Source organism: Micromonospora sp. FIMYZ51, from assembly GCF_038246755.1.
In the GTDB taxonomy this organism is placed as follows: domain Bacteria; phylum Actinomycetota; class Actinomycetes; order Mycobacteriales; family Micromonosporaceae; genus Micromonospora.
Map to the genome: position 1 here is coordinate 6,431,198 of NZ_CP134706.1, position 16,762 is coordinate 6,447,959.

The 16,762-nt window shown below is 71.8% G+C and carries 19 protein-coding genes and 1 pseudogene; 10 read left to right on the top strand and 10 right to left on the bottom strand.

The window, feature by feature from the left end:
- Positions 1 to 45: 45 nt before the first annotated feature.
- The 5 genes from QQG74_RS28920 (at position 46) to QQG74_RS28940 (ending at position 4,693) form a co-directional block, all read left to right on the top strand.
- Positions 46 to 954, top strand: coding sequence for an ABC transporter ATP-binding protein (locus tag QQG74_RS28920; protein WP_341717808.1), 909 nt, complete (start codon positions 46 to 48; stop codon positions 952 to 954).
- 11 nt (positions 955 to 965) lie between these two features.
- Positions 966 to 1,700, top strand: coding sequence for an ABC transporter permease (locus tag QQG74_RS28925; protein WP_341717809.1), 735 nt, complete (start codon positions 966 to 968; stop codon positions 1,698 to 1,700).
- An 11-nt stretch (positions 1,701 to 1,711) separates the two neighbouring features.
- Complete coding sequence (locus tag QQG74_RS28930; RefSeq protein ID WP_341717810.1) at positions 1,712 to 2,983, top strand: sensor histidine kinase; 1,272 nt, start codon at positions 1,712 to 1,714, stop codon at positions 2,981 to 2,983.
- Complete coding sequence (locus tag QQG74_RS28935; protein ID WP_341717811.1) at positions 2,980 to 3,630, top strand: response regulator transcription factor; 651 nt, start codon at positions 2,980 to 2,982, stop codon at positions 3,628 to 3,630. Before QQG74_RS28930 ends, QQG74_RS28935 begins: the two co-directional genes overlap by 4 nt.
- A gap of 76 nt (positions 3,631 to 3,706) precedes the next feature.
- A complete protein-coding gene (locus QQG74_RS28940) occupies positions 3,707 to 4,693 on the top strand; it encodes a YafY family protein (RefSeq protein ID WP_341717812.1) in 987 nt (328 codons plus the stop codon).
- A gap of 129 nt (positions 4,694 to 4,822) precedes the next feature.
- Here the strand turns inward: QQG74_RS28940 and QQG74_RS28945 are convergent, their stop codons facing one another.
- The 4 genes and pseudogenes from QQG74_RS28945 to QQG74_RS28960 form a co-directional block, all read right to left on the bottom strand.
- Positions 4,823 to 5,710, bottom strand: coding sequence for an alpha/beta hydrolase (locus QQG74_RS28945; RefSeq protein WP_341717813.1), 888 nt, complete (start codon positions 5,708 to 5,710; stop codon positions 4,823 to 4,825).
- Complete coding sequence (locus QQG74_RS28950; RefSeq protein WP_341717814.1) at positions 5,707 to 6,021, bottom strand: DUF2516 family protein; 315 nt, start codon at positions 6,019 to 6,021, stop codon at positions 5,707 to 5,709. Before QQG74_RS28950 ends, QQG74_RS28945 begins: the two co-directional genes overlap by 4 nt.
- Positions 6,022 to 6,141: 120 nt before the next feature.
- Positions 6,142 to 7,041 carry a hypothetical protein gene (locus QQG74_RS28955; RefSeq protein ID WP_341717815.1) on the bottom strand — a complete coding sequence of 300 codons (900 nt, stop codon included), beginning with the start codon at positions 7,039 to 7,041 and terminating at the stop codon, positions 6,142 to 6,144.
- A gap of 125 nt (positions 7,042 to 7,166) precedes the next feature.
- A pseudogene (locus QQG74_RS28960) lies at positions 7,167 to 7,724 on the bottom strand (helix-turn-helix transcriptional regulator); the annotation flags it as partial.
- A 110-nt stretch (positions 7,725 to 7,834) separates the two neighbouring features.
- Here QQG74_RS28960 and QQG74_RS28965 point away from each other — a divergent pair.
- Positions 7,835 to 8,632: an alpha/beta hydrolase gene (locus tag QQG74_RS28965; RefSeq protein WP_341717816.1), complete on the top strand. Its 798-nt coding sequence runs from the start codon at positions 7,835 to 7,837 to the stop codon at positions 8,630 to 8,632.
- 88 nt (positions 8,633 to 8,720) lie between these two features.
- Here QQG74_RS28965 and QQG74_RS28970 read toward each other — a convergent pair whose 3' ends face one another.
- The 4 genes from QQG74_RS28970 to QQG74_RS28985 all read right to left on the bottom strand — a co-directional run bounded on the left by QQG74_RS28970 (position 8,721) and on the right by QQG74_RS28985 (position 12,225).
- Positions 8,721 to 9,680 carry an asparaginase gene (locus QQG74_RS28970; RefSeq protein ID WP_341717817.1) on the bottom strand — a complete coding sequence of 320 codons (960 nt, stop codon included), beginning with the start codon at positions 9,678 to 9,680 and terminating at the stop codon, positions 8,721 to 8,723.
- Between the two features lie 93 nt (positions 9,681 to 9,773).
- Positions 9,774 to 10,601, bottom strand: a complete 828-nt coding sequence (locus QQG74_RS28975) for a 3-keto-5-aminohexanoate cleavage protein (RefSeq protein WP_341717818.1) — start codon at positions 10,599 to 10,601, stop codon at positions 9,774 to 9,776.
- Positions 10,602 to 10,687: 86 nt separating this feature from the next.
- Entirely contained in the window at positions 10,688 to 11,800 is a 1,113-nt protein-coding gene (locus QQG74_RS28980; protein ID WP_341717819.1) for a folate-binding protein, read from the bottom strand.
- On the bottom strand, positions 11,797 to 12,225 hold the full coding sequence (locus QQG74_RS28985; RefSeq protein WP_341717820.1) for a Fur family transcriptional regulator: 429 nt from the start codon (positions 12,223 to 12,225) through the stop codon (positions 11,797 to 11,799). The genes QQG74_RS28980 and QQG74_RS28985 overlap by 4 nt, the downstream gene beginning before the upstream one ends.
- Positions 12,226 to 12,294: 69 nt before the next feature.
- Between QQG74_RS28985 and QQG74_RS28990 the strand changes: the two genes are divergently transcribed.
- Complete coding sequence (locus QQG74_RS28990; RefSeq protein ID WP_341717821.1) at positions 12,295 to 13,143, top strand: aminotransferase class IV; 849 nt, start codon at positions 12,295 to 12,297, stop codon at positions 13,141 to 13,143.
- Positions 13,144 to 13,149: 6 nt separating this feature from the next.
- On the opposite strand, the gene QQG74_RS28995 is transcribed toward QQG74_RS28990, so the two are convergent.
- The gene (locus tag QQG74_RS28995; RefSeq protein ID WP_341717822.1) at positions 13,150 to 13,755 is read right to left on the bottom strand and encodes an FABP family protein; all 606 of its coding nucleotides are present in this window, start codon (positions 13,753 to 13,755) and stop codon (positions 13,150 to 13,152) included.
- 13 nt (positions 13,756 to 13,768) lie between these two features.
- Positions 13,769 to 13,870, bottom strand: coding sequence for a small membrane protein MtfM (gene mtfM, locus QQG74_RS29000; protein ID WP_341717823.1), 102 nt, complete (start codon positions 13,868 to 13,870; stop codon positions 13,769 to 13,771).
- Between the two features lie 23 nt (positions 13,871 to 13,893).
- On the opposite strand from mtfM, the gene QQG74_RS29005 reads away from it, so the two are divergent.
- From QQG74_RS29005 to QQG74_RS29015, 3 genes are all read left to right on the top strand, one after another.
- Positions 13,894 to 14,256, top strand: a complete 363-nt coding sequence (locus QQG74_RS29005) for a DsrE family protein (RefSeq protein ID WP_341717824.1) — start codon at positions 13,894 to 13,896, stop codon at positions 14,254 to 14,256.
- A gap of 69 nt (positions 14,257 to 14,325) precedes the next feature.
- On the top strand, positions 14,326 to 14,706 hold the full coding sequence (locus tag QQG74_RS29010) for an SCP2 sterol-binding domain-containing protein (protein WP_341717825.1): 381 nt from the start codon (positions 14,326 to 14,328) through the stop codon (positions 14,704 to 14,706).
- Positions 14,703 to 16,760 carry a glycogen debranching N-terminal domain-containing protein gene (locus QQG74_RS29015; RefSeq protein ID WP_341717826.1) on the top strand — a complete coding sequence of 686 codons (2,058 nt, stop codon included), beginning with the start codon at positions 14,703 to 14,705 and terminating at the stop codon, positions 16,758 to 16,760. The genes QQG74_RS29010 and QQG74_RS29015 overlap by 4 nt, the downstream gene beginning before the upstream one ends.
- The last annotated feature ends 2 nt before the right edge of the window (positions 16,761 to 16,762 follow it).

Here is a 16,762-nt window from a genome sequence, read left to right on the forward strand (position 1 = left end):
CACCCTTGAGTGGTACGCGGGACACAACGGCGAAAGGTGGCGGCCATGCCGGTCATCGAGGTGACCAACCTGCACAAGCGGTACGGCGAGACCGTGGCCGTGGACGACGTGTCGTTCGACGTCGCGGCTGGCGAGATCTTCGGCGTCCTCGGGCCCAACGGGGCCGGCAAGACCACCACTGTGGAGTGTGTCGCCGGGCTGCGCGTCCCAGACGGGGGCGAGGTGTCGGTCCTCGGACTCGACCCTCGCCGGGACGCCACCCGGCTGCGTCAACAGGTCGGGGTGCAGCTCCAGGAGAGCCAACTGCCCGACCGGTTACGGGTCGCCGAGGCCCTCGATCTCTACGCCTCGTTCTACCGCGACCCGGCCGACCCCGGCGAGCTGATCGAGGAGTTGGGGCTCGGCGCGAAGCGGCACACCCCGTACGACAAACTCTCCGGCGGTCAGAAGCAGCGGTTGTCGATCGCGCTGGCGCTGGTCGGCAACCCGAAGATCGCCATCTTGGACGAGTTGACCACCGGGCTGGATCCGCAGGCCCGCCGGGACACCTGGGATCTGATCGAGCGGATCCGCGAGCGTGGGGTGACGATCCTGCTGGTCACCCACTTCATGGAGGAGGCCGAGCGACTCTGCGACCGCCTCGCCGTGATCGACAAGGGACGGGTGGTGGCCCTGGACAGCCCGGCCGGACTGGTCTCGGCCGTGGCACCGGAGCAGCGGATCCGGTTCCGGCCGTCCGCCCCACTTGACGACCGGCTGCTGACCGAACTGCCGCAGGTCACCGCCGTGACCCGCAGTGGCAGCCAGGTCGTGGTGACCGGCACCGGCGACGTGCTGCACGCGGTCACCTCGGTGCTCGCCCGCAACCAGATCATCGCCGCCGACCTGCGCTTGGAGCAGGGCACGCTCGACGACGCGTTCGTCGAGCTGACCGGTCACCGGCTCACCGACTGAAAAGGGAAACGATGCATGCCTTCGGCCAGGTCCTCAAAACTGAGGCCAAGCTCTACCTGCGGGACACCCAGACCATGGTGCTCACCGTCGCGCTGCCCACCCTGATCCTGGTGGTGCTCGGGTTGATTCCCACGCTCCGCGAACCCAACCCGGATCTCGGCGGACAGTCCTTCGTCACCTACTTCACCCCGTCGCTGCTTGTCGTCACGTTGGCGATGGTCGGGGTCAACGTGCTGCCCACCGTGTTGGCGACGTACCGGGAACGCGGCATCCTGCGCCGGCTGGCCACCACCCCGGCCAGCCCGTTGGCACTGTTGGCCGCTCAACTCGTGCTGGCGCTGGCCGGCATCCTGGCCAGCGCGGTGCTGCTGGCTGTGGTGGCCCGGTTGGCGTTCGGCACCCCGCTGCCGCAGCATCCGCTCGGGTTCGTGGCCGCCCTGATTCTCGGTACGGTGGCGCTGCTCGCGCTGGGACTGCTGGTGGCAGCGGTCGCGCCGACCGCAAAGGCCGCCCAGTCGCTGGCCATCCCGGTGTTCATGGTGATCATGTTCTTCGGCGGGGTGTACCTGCCGAGGTTCCTGCTGCCCGACTTTCTGGCCGAGATCGGCGCGTACACGCCGCCCGGCGTACAGGCGCTGCTTGACGCCTGGACCGGCACCGCTCCGGACCCGCTGCACCTGGTGATAATGGCAGTGGTCGCGGTGGCCGCCGGTGCCGCCGCGGCGAAACTGTTCCGCTGGCAGTGAGCGGGGAGCCGATGACCAGCAGCGGCGCATGCGACCACCGGCTGGCCACCTGGAAGGCGCGGGAGGCGGCCCTCTACCGGTTGCTGCCCTACGGCGGACTCGCCGTGGGCACGCTGCTGGCCGTCGTCACACCGGCACCCCGCGGCCTGCCGCTGCCACTCACCCTGGCCGTCGTCGCGGCAGCCGGCTGTTGGGTCGCCTGGTTCATCACCCTGCATCCGGGGTGGCACACCCACCGCGCCCGGATGGCGGTCTATTACGCGGGATTACTCACGTTGGGCGCGGTGCTGGTGATCGCCAGCCCGTGGTACGGCTACTTCGCCTGGATCGGCTACGTGCACGCCTTCCCGGTGCTGTCCTGGCGGTGGCGGATCTCCGGAGTGGCCATCACCGCCGTGCTGCTCGCCACCGCACAGGGCGGCGGCCTGTCCGCCGCCCTGTCGAACGTGCACCTCTGGCTGGTTCTGGTGCTGTTCAACGTGCTCATCGCCGGCGCAGTCGTCTGGTTCAACATCGTCGCCGAGCGGGAGGACACCAAGCGCAAGCAGCTGGTGGCGGAACTCGCCGCCGCCAACCGGCAGCTGACCGAGACGGCACGGGAGAACGAGGGGCTGCACGCCCAACTCATCAACCAGGCCCGGGAGGCGGGTGTGCTGGACGAGCGGCAGCGGATGGCCCGGGAAATCCACGACACCCTGGCGCAGGGGCTCACCGGCATCATCACCCAACTGGAGGCGGCCGAGCAGACCCGGGACCGCTCCGCCGACTGGCGCCGGCACGTGGACAACGCGCTGGCCCTGGCCCGGGAGAGCCTCACCGAGGCCCGTCGTTCGGTACGCGCCATCCGCCCGGAACCGCTGGAGACCGCCCGACTGCCCGACGCGCTCACCGAGCTGGGCGGTCGATGGTCGTCCCTGCACGGGGTACCGGCCAAGATCAGCACCACCGGTACGCCCCGGCCACTGCACCCGGAGATCGAGGTGACCCTGCTCCGGGCCGCCCAGGAGGCGCTGACCAACGTGGCCCGGCACGCGACGGCGTCCCGGGTCGGGCTGACCCTGTCGTACATGCCGGACGTGGTCACGCTTGACGTCCGCGACGACGGGTCCGGCTTCGACGCCGCCGCCGGGTCGGTGCCGCCGCAGCCGGACGGCGGGTACGGGCTGACCGCCATGCGGCAGCGGGTGACCCGGGTCGGCGGTCGACTGGAGGTCGAGTCCGAGCCCGGTGCCGGCACGGCGATCTCGGCTTCCGTACCGGCGCTGCCCGGAGGTGCCGGTTGACCGGGCCGGTACGGCTGCTGATCGTCGACGACCATCCGGTGGTGCGGGACGGGCTGCGCGGCATGTTCACCGGCGACCCCGGGTTCGAGGTGGTCGGCGAGGCGGCGGACGGTGCCGAGGCGCTGACGATGGCCGCGAACACCCGGCCCGACGTGGTGCTGATGGACCTGCGCATGCCGGGGATGGACGGGGTGACCGCGATCGGCCGGCTGGTCGCGTCGGGCAGTCCGGCCAAGGTGCTGGTGCTGACCACGTACGACACGGACGCGGACGTGCTGCCGGCGATCGAGGCGGGTGCCACCGGCTACCTGCTCAAGGACGCGCCCCGCGACGAACTGGTCCGGGCGGTACGCTCCGCCGCCCGGGGCGAGTCGGTGCTCTCGCCAAGCGTCGCCGGCCGGCTGATGGGACGGCTGCGGGCCCCCCGCGAGCCGGTCGAGGAGCCGCTGAGCCAGCGCGAGTTGGAGGTGCTCACCCTGGTGGCGCGCGGCTCGTCGAATCGGGAGGCCGCCGCCCGGCTCTTCATCAGCGAGGCCACCGTCAAGACCCATCTGCTGCACGTGTACGCCAAGCTCGGGGTCAACGACCGGGCGGCGGCGGTGGCAGCCGCATACGACCGGGGGCTGCTGACGCCCGGCGGCAGGTAGCTGGCGGCTTTGTTAATAAGGGGCCCTTCCTATACACGAGGCGTTAACAGGGGGCCCTTCCTTACACAATGGGCGGGTGCGTGCTTCCCGGTTGATCTCGTTGCTGTTGTTGTTGCAGGCGCGGGAGGTGATGACGGCGGCGGAGTTGGCCCGCGAGTTGGAGGTCTCCGAGCGGACGGTCTACCGGGACGTGCTGGCGCTCTCCGCCGCCGGGGTGCCGGTCTACGCCGATCGGGGTCGGGCCGGCGGCTACCGGCTGCTCGGCGGCTACCGGACCCGGTTGACCGGGATGACCCGGGACGAGGCGGAGGCCCTCTTCCTGGCCGGGTTGCCCGGTCCGGCCGGCGACATGGGGCTGGCCGACGCGGTCGCGGCGGCGGAACTCAAGGTCCTCGCGGCGTTGCCGCCGAACCTGCGGGACGCTCCCGTCCGCACCGGCCAGCGGTTCCATCTGGACGTGCCGGGCTGGTACCACCGCAGCGCGCCGCCGGCCTGGCTGGCCGAGCTGGCCGGCGCGGTCTGGGGAGACCGGGTGGTGACGCTTGGCTACCGACGCGGCGACCGGGAGGTGTCCCGACGGGTCTGCCCCTACGGCCTGGTGCTCAAGAGCGGCATCTGGTACCTCGTCGGCCGGGTCGGCGACGACCTGCGGACCTACCGGGTGGACCGGGTCACCACCGTCGAGCAGCACGCGGAGACCTTCGACCGGGCACCGGACTTCGACCTGGCCGGGTACTGGCGCGAGCAGGCCGAGGCGTTCCTGCGGAGCATGCTCCGGGCCGAGGTGCGACTCCGGTTGAGCCCCACCGGCCTGCGCCGGCTGAAGCACCAGACCGAAATCCCATTCGGGTACGCGGAGGCGGTCGCCGCCGCCGGCGAACCCGACGGGCAGGGCTGGGTGACCACCCGGCTGCCCGTCGAATCCGTCGACGTGGCGTACACCCAACTGCTGGCGTTGGGCCCGGAGGTGGAGGTGCTCGACCCGCCCGAGCTGCGTACGCGGCTGGCCGAGGCGGCGTTCCGGTCCGCCGCGCGCTATTCCTCCGCCGACGGTCAGCGGTAGCCGCCGACGGTCAGCGGTAGCCGGGGAAGGGAACTCCCGGACCCGTAGTGCGGGAACTGGTCGCGCATGCGCGGCGGGCGTTTGCCGGATCGGCTGCTCCCGGTCCAGCAGGCTGACCCGGCGGCGCGACTATCCGTTCAGAAAGTCGGAGATCCGCGCCCGCAGGTCGGCGCGTTCCGTCCAGAGCACACCGGGGCGGGCGTACCGATGCAGGGTCGCCCCGGGCAGCACGGCGGCAAGCTGCTCGGCGACCTCCACCGGATGCAGTTCGTCCCCCTCGCACGCGATGACCAGGGCCGGCGCGGTGACCGCGGCAAGCGCCCCGGCGGCGGCGAGCGGTGCCTGTCCCGGCAGGTCCGCCAGCCCGGCCGCGAGCCCGTCCCGGAGCAGATGATCGAGTCGCTGCCGCAGGTACGCCCAGCCGGCCGGGGTGTTGCGGACGGCCGGTGGTAGTTCGGCCGCGACCACCTCGGCCACCGCCGAGGCATCGCCGCTCTGCACGGCCGACAGCAGTTCGGTCAGCCGCGTCCGGGCGATCGGACCCCGGGGTTGGTCGAGAGCGGCGGGCAGGAAGAAGACGAGCCGCTCGAAACGCTCCGGGCTCTCCACGAGCAGGCGACCCAGCGCGCCCGCGCCGAGACTGGCCCCGAAGGCCCGGGTCGCGCCGCTGAGATCGGCGACCGCGCGCAGGTCCCGGGCGAGGTCGAGATAGCTCCACAGCCCCTCGGGCGCCTCGGACCGGCCATGACCTCGGAACTGGAAGAAGACCTTCCGGCCATTGACTCCGCTGCCGAACGGACGGGTGGTGGCGATGCCGTTGCCCAGCCCGTGGGCGAAGACGGTGACCGGGTCACCGGTGCCGGTGATCAGCCGCTCCAGCCGTACGCCGTGCGGCGTGGCGACCAGCTCGGTCTCCGGCTCGGGTAGCGCGGGCCGGCCGTTGCGGGGGCCGCCCGGACCGGGACCCCAGGTCCGCGGGCCGCCGTCCGGTGGCGGGGGCCAGCGGAAGGCCCTCACCAGGACCCTCGGCCGTCACCCAGTTCGCGTAGCCCGACCCGGACATCGAGCAGATAGATGAGCGCCGCGGCGATGCCGATCAGCCCGAAGATGCTGAGCGTCGTCTGGGTGAGCAGAGTGAGCAGGAGGGTGACCGCAAGGATCGCGATCCACCCGGCCTTCGGCAGGGTGCCGATGGCGGGGAAGGCGTCGGAGCGCTGCGTGATGGCATGCACGAGAGCGATCCCCTGCACGACGAGCGCGAAGACGAAGAGGATCAGGTCGATCACGTAGCGGATGTCGAAAACGAAGATCGGCGCGGCGTTGGCCATGACGGCAAGCTTATGCCGACGACCCCGGATTCGTCCGACAGGACGGTCCCCGGGGTCGCCGGCAGCTAGGCAGGATCGGCTGGCCACGTCATTCGGCGGCCAGGCCGCTTCGCCCGATCGTCACTCGGCGGCCGGACGGCTCCGCTTGGTGGCGCGGGGCAGCTTCGCCGACGGAGTGGCGGTCCGCTTGGCGGCCGGCTGCCCCGAAGTCGCCTTGGCCCGGGTGGCCTTCTTGGCCGCCCTGGCCGCCGGCTTGGCCTCGACGACCTCGGCCACCTCGGCCGGGGTCGGCACCTCAGCCCGCTTGGCGGTCACGGCCCGCTTGGCGGCCGGCTTCGCGGTCACCGCCGGCTTCGCGGTGTCGGCCGGCTTCGCGGTGTCGGCCAGCTTCGCGGTGTCGGCCGGCTTGGCGACCTCTTCCGTCGTGGCCTCCGTCGCCTCGATGTCGGCGTTCACCGTTTCGGCAGCCTCAAGCACGCCCGTGCCGACCACCCGCTCACCCCGTGCGACAAGCGCGCCGTACGCGGCCAGCGCCCGCTCCTGGGCGGCGTGCGCACCGGCGACGACCACCGCCGCGTTGCGGGTGGCCAGGTCCCGCAACCGGTCCAGGTCGGCGACCTCGCGCAACCGGTTGACGTCGGCCACCTCACGGAGCTTGGCCAGGTCCGCCGCCTCGCGCAACCGGTTGAGGTCGGCTGCCTCGCGCAACCGGTTGAGGTCGGCTGCCTCGCGCAGTTTGGCCAGGTCGGCGGCCGGGGCGGCGGCCCGCTGCCGCAGCGACTCGGTGGTCAGGTTGGCGTTGCGCAGCGTGTCGTTGGCCTTCTGGCGCAGCTCGAAGCCGGTGACCACGGCCTTGCCACCGAGGTCGTTGACGACCCGGCCACCGTCGGCGACGACCCGGTCGCGCAGTTCACTGACCACGGAGGGCAACTTGCGCAGCTGCTCGAAAGCCAGCTCGCCGGCACCGGCGGCGGCGTAGAGCGGAGCGGGGATGCGGTTGGTCTTCGGCTGGGTCATCACTTCTCCTCATGGGCCGTCGCGGCGGCCTTGCGGACCACCTTGCGGGCGGTCTTCTTGGCAGGGGTGCGGGGCGGCGCTGGGGCCGGGCCCGCCTCGGTCACGGCGACCGACTCGAGAACCGCCTCGGTCGGGGTACCCTCCGCCGTGGTGGGCCCGGTCGCGGCCAGGTTGGCCAGGTCGGGTGCGGTGGGGTCGGGACTGGTCGGGCCACTCGCGCCGGTCGCGGCGTCCGCACCGGAAGCACCGGCAGTGCCGGAAGCAACGTCAGTGCCGGAAGTGGTACGGCCACCCTCGGGACCAGTGGTGCCCTCGGGGCCGGCGGCGGCGGTCGCCTCGGCGAGCCGGGCATTCTCCCGGCGGAACGTCTCGTAGATCTGGGTGAGGGACTGCTTCTGGGCCATGGTCAGATCCGGGTCGACCGCGATGGCCGCAAGCACGCCCTGGCCCTCCTTGTCGTCAAGCAACCCGGCCCGCAGGTACATCGCCGGGGTGGAGACCCGCAGCGCGCTGGCGAGCTGCTGGAGGACCTCCGCGCTGGGCCGACGCAGCCCCCGCTCGATCTGGCTCAGATAGGGGTTGCTGACGCCAGCCTGCTCGGCGAGCTGCCGCAGCGAAATTTTGGCGTTCCGCCGCAGGTCACGAATGAACCCGCCGACGTCGGGAAGGTCCTTGGGAGTGGCCATGACTCAACGCTAGCTCGGCCCGCTAGCAGCTGCAAGCAGAACGCTTGCCGGAGTTAGCAGCGTCTCATTGTCGGTTGCGCGCCACTCGCACCCGGCCGTACGGTCCTGCGGTGACCAAGATCGAAGTAAATGGCGCAGCGCTGGCGTACGACGAGGCCGGCTCCGGATCCCCCGTGGTACTGCTGCACGCCGGCATCGCCGACCGGCGGATGTGGCGGGAGCAGATCGACGTGCTGGCCACCCGGCACCGGGTGATCGCCCTGGACCTGCGCGGCTACGGCGAGTCCGAGTTGCCGCCGACGGCGTTCTCCCACCACGACGACGTGGTCGGCCTGCTCGACGGGCTCGGCCTGGCCCGCGCCGCCCTGGTCGGCTGCTCGTTCGGCGGGGCGGTGGCGCTCGACACCGCCCTGGCCCACCCGGACCGGGTGAGCGCGCTCGCCCTGCTCGGCACCGCGGTCTCCGGGCACGACTGGTCGGACCAGACCAACGATCTGTGGGAAACCCTGGTGGGCGACGTCGACCCGGAGGATTTCGTCGCCACCGCAGCGGGCGAGGTGCGGTTCTGGGTGGTCGGTCCGGAGCGGGTTCCGGAGCAGGTCGACCCGGAGCTGCTCGCCTTCGCCACCGAGATGGACGAACGTGCGCTCGCCGCCGAGTTGGCGCTCAGCGCGGTGGATGTCGCCGAACTGGACCCGCCCGCCGTCGGCCGCCTCGGGGAGCTGACCATGCCGGTGCTTGTCACCGCAGGCGCGCTGGACGTGCCCGACATCCGGCAGCTGGCCGACCACATCGCCGCCACAGCCCCCCAGGCGCACCGCCTGCCCGACGTCCCCGACGCCGCCCACCTGCTCCCCCTGGAGCGCCCCGCCCCGATCAACTCGGCCCTGCTCGCCTTCCTCCCCTGACGTTCCCGACCGCCCTCGCCGCCTTTCACCAGGGGGTGCAGAGTGCGCTGGCGACTGCGGTCGCGTCGACCTCGACCCGATATCGGGGTTACCAGAGGGGGCGGGTGGCGCCCACGGGGAGGCCGCCGCCGAAGAGGGGGGTCTCCGCGAACTCCGCCAGCACCGGCGCGTCGACGCCGAGCCGGTGCAGCGCGGAGACCAGCACGGGCATCCGGGGGCGGGCGGCACCGTCATCGATCTTCAGGGCGACGGCACCCACGCCCGGCAGCGCGGCGGCGATCACTCCCTCCGCGCCGACCTTGGCCAGCAGTCCCGGTACGCCGCGCATCAGCCGGGTGTCGTCGGCCTCGGTCCCCCCGACGATCTCCGGGTACGCCCGCATCCCACCGGCCACCATCCCCGGCACCGTGCCGGGCTCGGCCTCGACCAGCCGCAGGTAGGCCCTGGCCAGCCCGGTCAGCGACCCGGCAAGCACGGGTGCCCCGCACCCGTCGACGCCGACCGCCGCCGCATCCTCGCCGGTGAACTCCTCGACCGCCGCCCGCAGTCGCTGCTGGAGGGGGTGCTCCGGACGCCAGTACCCGTCCACCGGCCAGCCGGCGGCCCGGCAGGTCAACAGCATCCCGGCATGCTTGCCGGAACAGTTCATCTGGATCCGGGTGGGCCCACCGCCGGCCCGGAGCACCGCCGCCCGCGCCTGCTCACCGACCGGCAGGTCCGGCGGGCAGTGCAAAGCCGTCTGATCGAACCCGGCGTGCGCGAGCAGGCCGGCGACCCGAGCCAGGTGAAACTCCTCCCCCGCGTGGCTGGCCGCCACCAGGGCCAGGTCGGCGGGGTCGGTCAACGGCAGTCCGGCGCGCAGCATGCCGACCGCCTGCATCGGTTTGTTTGACGACCGCGGGAAGATCGGCGCCTGCACGTCACCTGCGGCGGCCAGCACCCCGCCGGTGGCGTCGAGCACCACCACCGAGCCGCGATGTACGCCCTCCACGAAACCGGATCGGATCACCTCGGCGAGCGGCACGCCGCCCTCGTACGTCTTTCCCACAAGGTGGACGGTACCGGCGCGAGCGGCGGGGCAGACACCGGGATGAGCAGGCACCCCACGTCCGGAGGTAACGGGGTGCTGGCCGGGCAGGACTTACAGGCCGAGCAGCTGCCGGGCCTCGGTGGGGTTCAGCGGCGGGCGCTGGGCGAGCTGGGCGAAGCCGACGGCCCGGGCGACCAGTTGCATGTTGGATTCCACCGGGCGGCCCTTGGCGTACGTCACCGTGTCCTCCATGCCAACCCGCAGGTGTCCACCGGCGGAGAGCGCGGCCAGCAGCACCGGGATCGTGGTACGCCCGATGCCGGTCGCCGAGAAGGTGGTGCCCTCCGGCAGGTCGCGGAGCATCTGCTGGGCCGCGACCAGGGTCGCCGTGTTGCCCGGCATGCCACCGGGTACGCCCATCACGAAGTCGACGTGCACGTGCCCGCCGTGCGGCAGGCCGTACTTGCCGAGCAGGCGCTGCAACGCGGTCAGGTGGCCGAGGTCGAAGATCTCGTACTCCGGCACGATGCCCCGCTCCTGCATCCGGGTGTGCAGGTCGACGATGAACTCCCACCGGTTCAGGAAGACGTCGTCGCCGAAGTTGACCGTACCCATGGTGCAGGAGGCCATGTCCGGCCCGGCGTCCAGCACCGCGAGCCGGTCGGCCTCGGGGTCGGTGACCGCGCCGCCGGTGGAGAGTTGCACGATCAGGTCGGTGCTCTCGCGCAGCGCCGCCACGGTCTCCCGCAGCCGGCCCTGGTCGAGGGTGGGCCGCGCCTCGTCGTCGCGAATGTGTACGTGGATCACGGCGGCGCCCAGCGCCGCGCACTCCTTCGCGGTGAGCAGCAGCTCGTCAAGGGTCACCGGCAGCGCCGGCACTTCCGTCTTGGCCGACTCCGCGCCGGTGGGGGCAACCGTGATCAACGTCCCTGTTGTCATGCCGGCGATCCTAGAACGCCTGCTCCGGGCACTGGTGTTAAGAAGGGGCCCTTCCTCTACCGCAGGCGTTAATAAGGGGCCCTTCCTTACATCACGTCGATGGCGGCGGCGCTGTCGGCGACGCGGAGGGCGGCGTCGTCGGGGACGTTGCGCTTCACTACCGCGAGGGCGATCTGGCCCAGCTCGTGGTGGTGCACGGCGGTGCCGACGAAGCCGACGGTCCGCCCGTCGAGGGTGACCGGGGTGCCGGCGGTCGGCAGTTGGTCGGTGGTCACCCCGTCCAGGTGCAGCAGGACCAGCCGGCGCGGCGGGCGGCCCATGTTGTGCACCCGGGCGACGGTCTCCTGGCCCCGGTAGCAGCCCTTGTCCAGGTGTACGGCCGGGGCGATCAGGTCCACCTCGGCGGGGATCGTCCGGTGGTCGGTGTCCACGCCCACCCGGGCCCGTCGGGCGGCCACCCGCACCGCCTCGTACGCCCACAGCCCGACCGCGGGCACCCCGTTGCCGCGCAGCTGGGCGACCGTCTGGTCCATGGCGGCCCGGGGTACCAGCAGGTCGATGCCGAGCGGGCCACGCCGTGCCCAGCCACCGGTCGGCAGCGGCTTGACGTCGTACCGGGCGGTCGGGCGGGGCGGCAGTTCACCGGCGCGGAACTTGGCGCCGGGCACCGCCACGAACTCCGGCTCGGCCAGCGGGGGCACGTCGAGCACCGCCACCGCCTCGGTCGCCTTCGGCCCGACCAACGACAGCACCGCGTACTCGGCGGTGGCGTCACGCGGCTCCACCTGGCTGAAGAACCGCATCTTCTCCAGGTAGCCCAGCAGGCCCCCGGTGGCGCCCGGCTCGGTGTCCAGCCAGGTGGTGACGCCGTCCTCGGCGACCATCGCGTGCTGTTCCACGTGGCCGTGCGGCGAGAGCACGAGCAGTTCGGTGCCCTGCCACGGGCTCAGCTGGGCCAGGTGCTGGGTGGTGAGGGTGTGCAGCCAGGAGATCCGCTCCGCGCCCGGTACCGCGACGACCCCCCGATGGGAGCGGTCCACCAGACCGACCTCGGTGTCCAGCAGGCGTTGCTCGCGCATCGGGTCGCCGTAGTGGGCGGCCACGCCGCGTACCCCGGCTGCCGCGTGGGCCGGCTCCGGCTGGTCGCGGCTGGCCTCGTCGATGCTCTGCACAGCCACCGCACCCGCGATGTCGATCATTCCTGGTCCCCGTTTCCGCAACGCCCGCACAGACCGAAGAAGGAGACGTGGCCGATGTCCACCCGGAAACCCCGCTCGCGCGCCAACTGGTCGGCCAGCGGGCGCAGCAGTGCAGGCTCCATCTCGTCGATCGCGCCGCAGTCCCGGCAGACCAGATGGACGTGCTGGTCCTCACCGGCGGCGTGGTAGGTCGGCGAACCGTGCGACAGATGGGTGTGGGTGACCAGGCCGAGCCGCTCCAGCAGCTCCAGCGTGCGGTAGATGGTGGTGATGTTGACCCCGGCGGCCACCTCGCGTACCGCTGTGTGCACCTGCTCGGGGGTGGCGTGCCCGAGGTCCAGCACCGCTTGGAGGATCAGCTGTCGCTGCGCCGTCAGCCGCAGCCCACGGGCGCGGAGCAGTTCCGCAAGGGAGGATTCGGACACCCCTCGATCATAGTTCGGCCCTTCGCGCTCCTCCCGACGCGACCGGTACGCCCGCTATGCTCGGCCGTCATGGTGCCGTCACGGATCGGCGTGCTCGGCCGGGGTCTGGTGCCGGCCGACGAGCCGGTGCTGCGCGGGGACGACCTCGGTGTGCTGCGCGGCGACGGGCTCTTCGAGACCATGCACCTGCGCGGTGGGCGGCCGTGGCTGCGCGAGGCGCACCTGGCCCGGCTGCGGGCCGGCGCGGCGGCCGTGGAGCTGACGTTGCCGGACGACGCGGCCCTTGTCGAACTCCTGGACACCGTTGCCGCCGGGTGGCCGGCGGAGGTGGAGGGCGCGCTGCGGCTGGTCTGCACGCGCGGGCCGGAGGGCGGCGGACCACCAAGCGTCTACGCCACCCTGTCGGCGGTCCCACCGGCGGCCCGGCAGGCCAGGCGCGACGGGGTACGGGTGGCCACCCTCTCGTTGGGGGTGCCCGCCGAGGCCCGGCCGGAGTTGGACTGGCTGCCGGCCGGGATCAAGTCGACGTCGTACGGGGCGAGCATGGCGGCCCGCCGCTGGGCCGCCCGCGCGGGCGTCGACGACGTGCTCTGGGTCTCCTCCGACGGTTACCTACTGGAGGGGCCGACCGCCAACCTGGTCTGGTTGGCCGGCGACACGCTCTGCACCGTGCCGGCCGGACGCACCGGCATCCTGCCCGGCACCACCGTCGGCTGGCTGCTCGCCCAGGCCGGGCAGGTGGGCTGCGACGCGGCCGAACACATGATCACCCCGGCCGGCCTGCGCGACGCCGACGGTGTCTGGCTGACCTCGTCCGTACGCGGCCTGGTGGCGGTGCTCAGCCTCGACGGCGAGCCGCTGCCCCGCAGCCCGCGTACCCCTGCGTTGCAGGAACTGCTCGGCTTCCCGGTGCCCTGAGCCCGGTCAGCCGGCGACCCGGATGAGCCGGGCGGACAGGTGCGGGGAGAGCGGCTGGCCGACGGCGGCCATGTCCTGGGCGTAGAGCAGGGCGCCCTCGACGATGCCGAAGAGCCGATGTCCGGCGGTGACCTCCTTGGCGGTGGAGGTGCGCACCACCGCGTCGGTGACGAACTCGACCTGGGTGCCCTTGCGCCGGCCGAGGTGCAGTTCCATCACTCCGGTGGGGGTGGTGAGCAGGGCTTCCAACTCGTCGGTGGCCCGGTCGCCGGCCAGCACCGGCCGCCACCAGCCCACCTCACGCCCGGCCGGGCGCACCGGGCGGCTCTGCTCGTCGAGGATCCAGGCCCGCGACTCGTAGTGCAGGAACGGCCGGCCGTCGTGGCTGATCCGGATCTCCTGCGCGAAGTCGAAGTCCTCGATGGTCGGGAAGCCGCCCCGGCCCCGGCCCCGCCAGACGCCGATGTACGGCAGCAGCCCGTCCAGGGCGGGGTGCAGCTTGGGACCGACCCGCAGGTCGTGACTCTCCTCGAAGGGGTACGGGTCGACCGGCGGCGCGTTCAACCACGGTGGCGGGGCCAGCGGATTTTCGTCCGACGGTTTCGCGCTCACTGAACCACCTTCACTATTTGCCTCTCGAAATGCGTACCGCCAGGTAGACCAGGCCACCGGCGAGCGCGCCCAGGCCCGCGACCAGCAGGCTGACGAACCCGATCTCGGTGACCATCCGGGCCATCCTATGCTGGCGGCATGGCCCGCACTCTCGTCGTCAAGGCCACCGCCGGCTCCGATGCGCCCGAGCGTTGCGCCCAGGCATTCACCGTGGCAGCGACCGCAGCCGCCGCCGGGGTGCCCGTCTCGCTCTGGTTGACCGGCGAGTCGACCTGGTTCGCCCTGCCCGGCCGGGCGCAGGAGTTCGAGTTGCCGCACTCGGCGCCGCTGGCCGAGCTGCTGCACGTGATCCTCGCCACCGGCACGGTGACCGCCTGCACCCAGTGCGCGGCCCGCCGCGACATCGGCACCGGCGACGTCTTGCCCGGCGTCCGGATCGCCGGAGCCGCCGTGTTCGTCGAGGAGACGATGGCAGAGGGCGCCCAGGTGCTTGTCTACTGAGTCGTCGAACAGGACGGCAAGGCGACGGAACCCGGCCCGGCGAGTCGGACTAATGCCTACGATTCGGGTGTGAGCGAGGCGACCCAGCAGTTTTTCGCGGCCCTGCCGGCCCGCGCCCCGGAGGTACTACGCACCCCGATCAGCGGCACGCTGCGGATCGACCTCTCTGACGGTCAGCGCACCGAGCACTGGCTGGTCCGGATGCGGCCGGGAACGGCCGAGGTCGAGCAGGGTTCGGATGCGGCCGACGCGATCTGGTACTGCGGCCTGGATCTCTTCGACCGGCTCGTCACCGGCCGGGCACAGGCGCTTGCCGCGCTGTTCCGCAACGAGAGCACGTACACCGGGAACGTGGTGCTGTTCCTCGCCTTCCGCCGCTTCTTCCCGGCCGCGCCCGGCACCCGGGATCCGCGCGAGGTGGCCCGCGCGCACGTTACCCGGAACGGGTGAGGCAATTGGTAAGCATCCTGGACGGCAACACCTTCCTGGTCAGTGACCAACATGGGGACATCGAGCCCTCGTTGGACTCCCCCACCGGCCTGTTCATCTTCGACACCAGGTTCCTTTCCACCTGGTTGCTGCTGCTCGACGGCGAGCGGCTGCGAGCCCTCTCCATCGACGACGCCGAGTCCTTCCGGACCCGCTACTTCCTGGTGCCGGGTGAACCAACGCACTACCTGGACGCCAAGGTCTCCGTGATCCGGAGTCGGGCCATCTGTCGTGGCTTCGAGGAGGAGATCACGGTGCTGAACCACTCCGGGCAGGACACCACGTTCACCATCCGGGTCGAGATGGGCGCGGACTTCGCCGACCTCTTCGAGGTGAAGGACGTCCTGCGCAAGAAGGGCAGCAACACTGCCCTGGTGACCGAGGACTCGCTGCGCCTGAGGTACGTCCGGGAGGCGTTCCACCGCGAGACGGTGGTGCGCAGCAGCGAGCCCGCACGGATCGACAAGACCGGGATGACCTTCCCGATCCGGGTCGGACCGCACGGCGAATGGACCACCCGGCTGACGGTCTCCACCATCATCTACGGCGCCCGGGGCGAGGACGTCCGCGCCCGGCTGCCGCTCGCCGGCGGTCGCCAGACAGCCGACATCGAGGCCGAGCACGCCGAGTTCGTCCGGAAAGCGCCGAAGCTGGGCTGCGACTGCGAGCCGCTGGCCACCGCGTACCGGCGCAGCCTGGAGGACCTGGCCGCGCTCCGGTACGAGTCGATCGCGCTCGGCGTCCGGCTGCTGGCCGCCGGGCTGCCCTGGTTCATGACGCTGTTCGGCCGGGACAGCATCATCACCTCGCTCCAGGTGTTGCCGTTCCTACCGGAGCTGATCCCGCCGACCCTGACGATGCTCGCCGGCCTTCAGGGCCACCGGCTCGACGACTTCCGCGACGAGGAGCCGGGCAAGATCCTGCACGAACTGCGGTACGGCGAGAGCGCCGGCTTCGAGGAGCAGCCGCACTCGCCGTACTACGGCGCGGCGGACACCACCGCGCTGTTCGTGATCCTGCTCGACGAGTACGAGCGGTGGACCGGCGACGCCGAACTGGTCACCCGGCTGGAGTTCGCCGCCCGGGCCGCGCTGGCCTGGATCGACTCGTACAGTGACCTGCTCGGCACCGGGTACGTCTGGTACCAGACCCGCAACCCACGCAACGGCCTGGAGAACCAGTGCTGGAAGGACTCGTGGGACGGGATCTCCTACGCCGACGGTCGACTGCCCGGCTTTCCCCGGGCCACCTGCGAGTTGCAGGGCTACGCGTACGACGCCAAACTCCGGGGCGCCCGGTTGGCCCGGCTCTGCTGGCACGACCCGCAGTACGCCGACCGGCTGGAACGGGAGGCAGCCGCGCTGAAGGAACGGTTCAACCGGGACTTCTGGCTGCCCGACCGGGAGTACTACGCGCTGGCGCTGGACGCCGACGGCCGCCAGGTCGACGCACTCAGCTCCAACATCGGGCACCTGCTCTGGAGCGGCATCGTGGACGAGTCGCGGGCCGGTGCGGTCGCCGCCCACCTGCTCGGTCCCCGCCTCTTCTCCGGCTGGGGCATTCGCACCCTCGCCGACGACCAGGGTCGGTACAACCCGATCGGCTACCATGTCGGCACGGTCTGGCCGTTCGACAATTCGCTTATCGCCTGGGGGCTGTGGAAGTACGGCTTCCGGGAGGAGGCCGGGCGGATCTGTGAATCGATGCTCGGCGCGTCGCGCTACTTCGCCGGCCGGCTACCTGAGGCTTTCGCCGGGTACGAACGCGACCTCACCGAGTACCCGGTGCAGTATCCGACCGCGTGCAGTCCGCAGGCGTGGTCGGCGGGCACGCCGATGCTGCTGTTGCGGGTCATGCTCGGGCTGGAACCGCAGGGCGAGCATCTGATCATCGACCCGTACGTGCCGGCCGGGATGGGTCGGGTGGAACTGCTGGACATTCCGGGGCGGTGGGGTCGGGTGGACGCGCTGGGCCGCAGCCGGACCCAGCGCGACGAGCCGACCCGGCCGGAGTGAGC

Excerpts from the sequence above, each read along its gene's own strand:
- QQG74_RS28920 (WP_341717808.1), top strand. The coding sequence starts at position 46 with ATGCCGGTCATCGAGGTGACCAACCTGCACAAGCGGTACGGCGAGACC.
- QQG74_RS28925 (WP_341717809.1), top strand. The coding sequence starts at position 966 with ATGCATGCCTTCGGCCAGGTCCTCAAAACTGAGGCCAAGCTCTACCTG.
- QQG74_RS28930 (WP_341717810.1), top strand. The coding sequence starts at position 1,712 with ATGACCAGCAGCGGCGCATGCGACCACCGGCTGGCCACCTGGAAGGCG.
- QQG74_RS28950 (WP_341717814.1), bottom strand. The coding sequence starts at position 6,021 with ATGGCCAACGCCGCGCCGATCTTCGTTTTCGACATCCGCTACGTGATC.
- QQG74_RS28975 (WP_341717818.1), bottom strand. The coding sequence starts at position 10,601 with ATGACAACAGGGACGTTGATCACGGTTGCCCCCACCGGCGCGGAGTCG.
- QQG74_RS28980 (WP_341717819.1), bottom strand. The coding sequence starts at position 11,800 with ATGATCGACATCGCGGGTGCGGTGGCTGTGCAGAGCATCGACGAGGCC.
- QQG74_RS28990 (WP_341717821.1), top strand. The coding sequence starts at position 12,295 with ATGGTGCCGTCACGGATCGGCGTGCTCGGCCGGGGTCTGGTGCCGGCC.
- mtfM (WP_341717823.1), bottom strand. The coding sequence starts at position 13,870 with ATGGTCACCGAGATCGGGTTCGTCAGCCTGCTGGTCGCGGGCCTGGGC.
- QQG74_RS29005 (WP_341717824.1), top strand. The coding sequence starts at position 13,894 with ATGGCCCGCACTCTCGTCGTCAAGGCCACCGCCGGCTCCGATGCGCCC.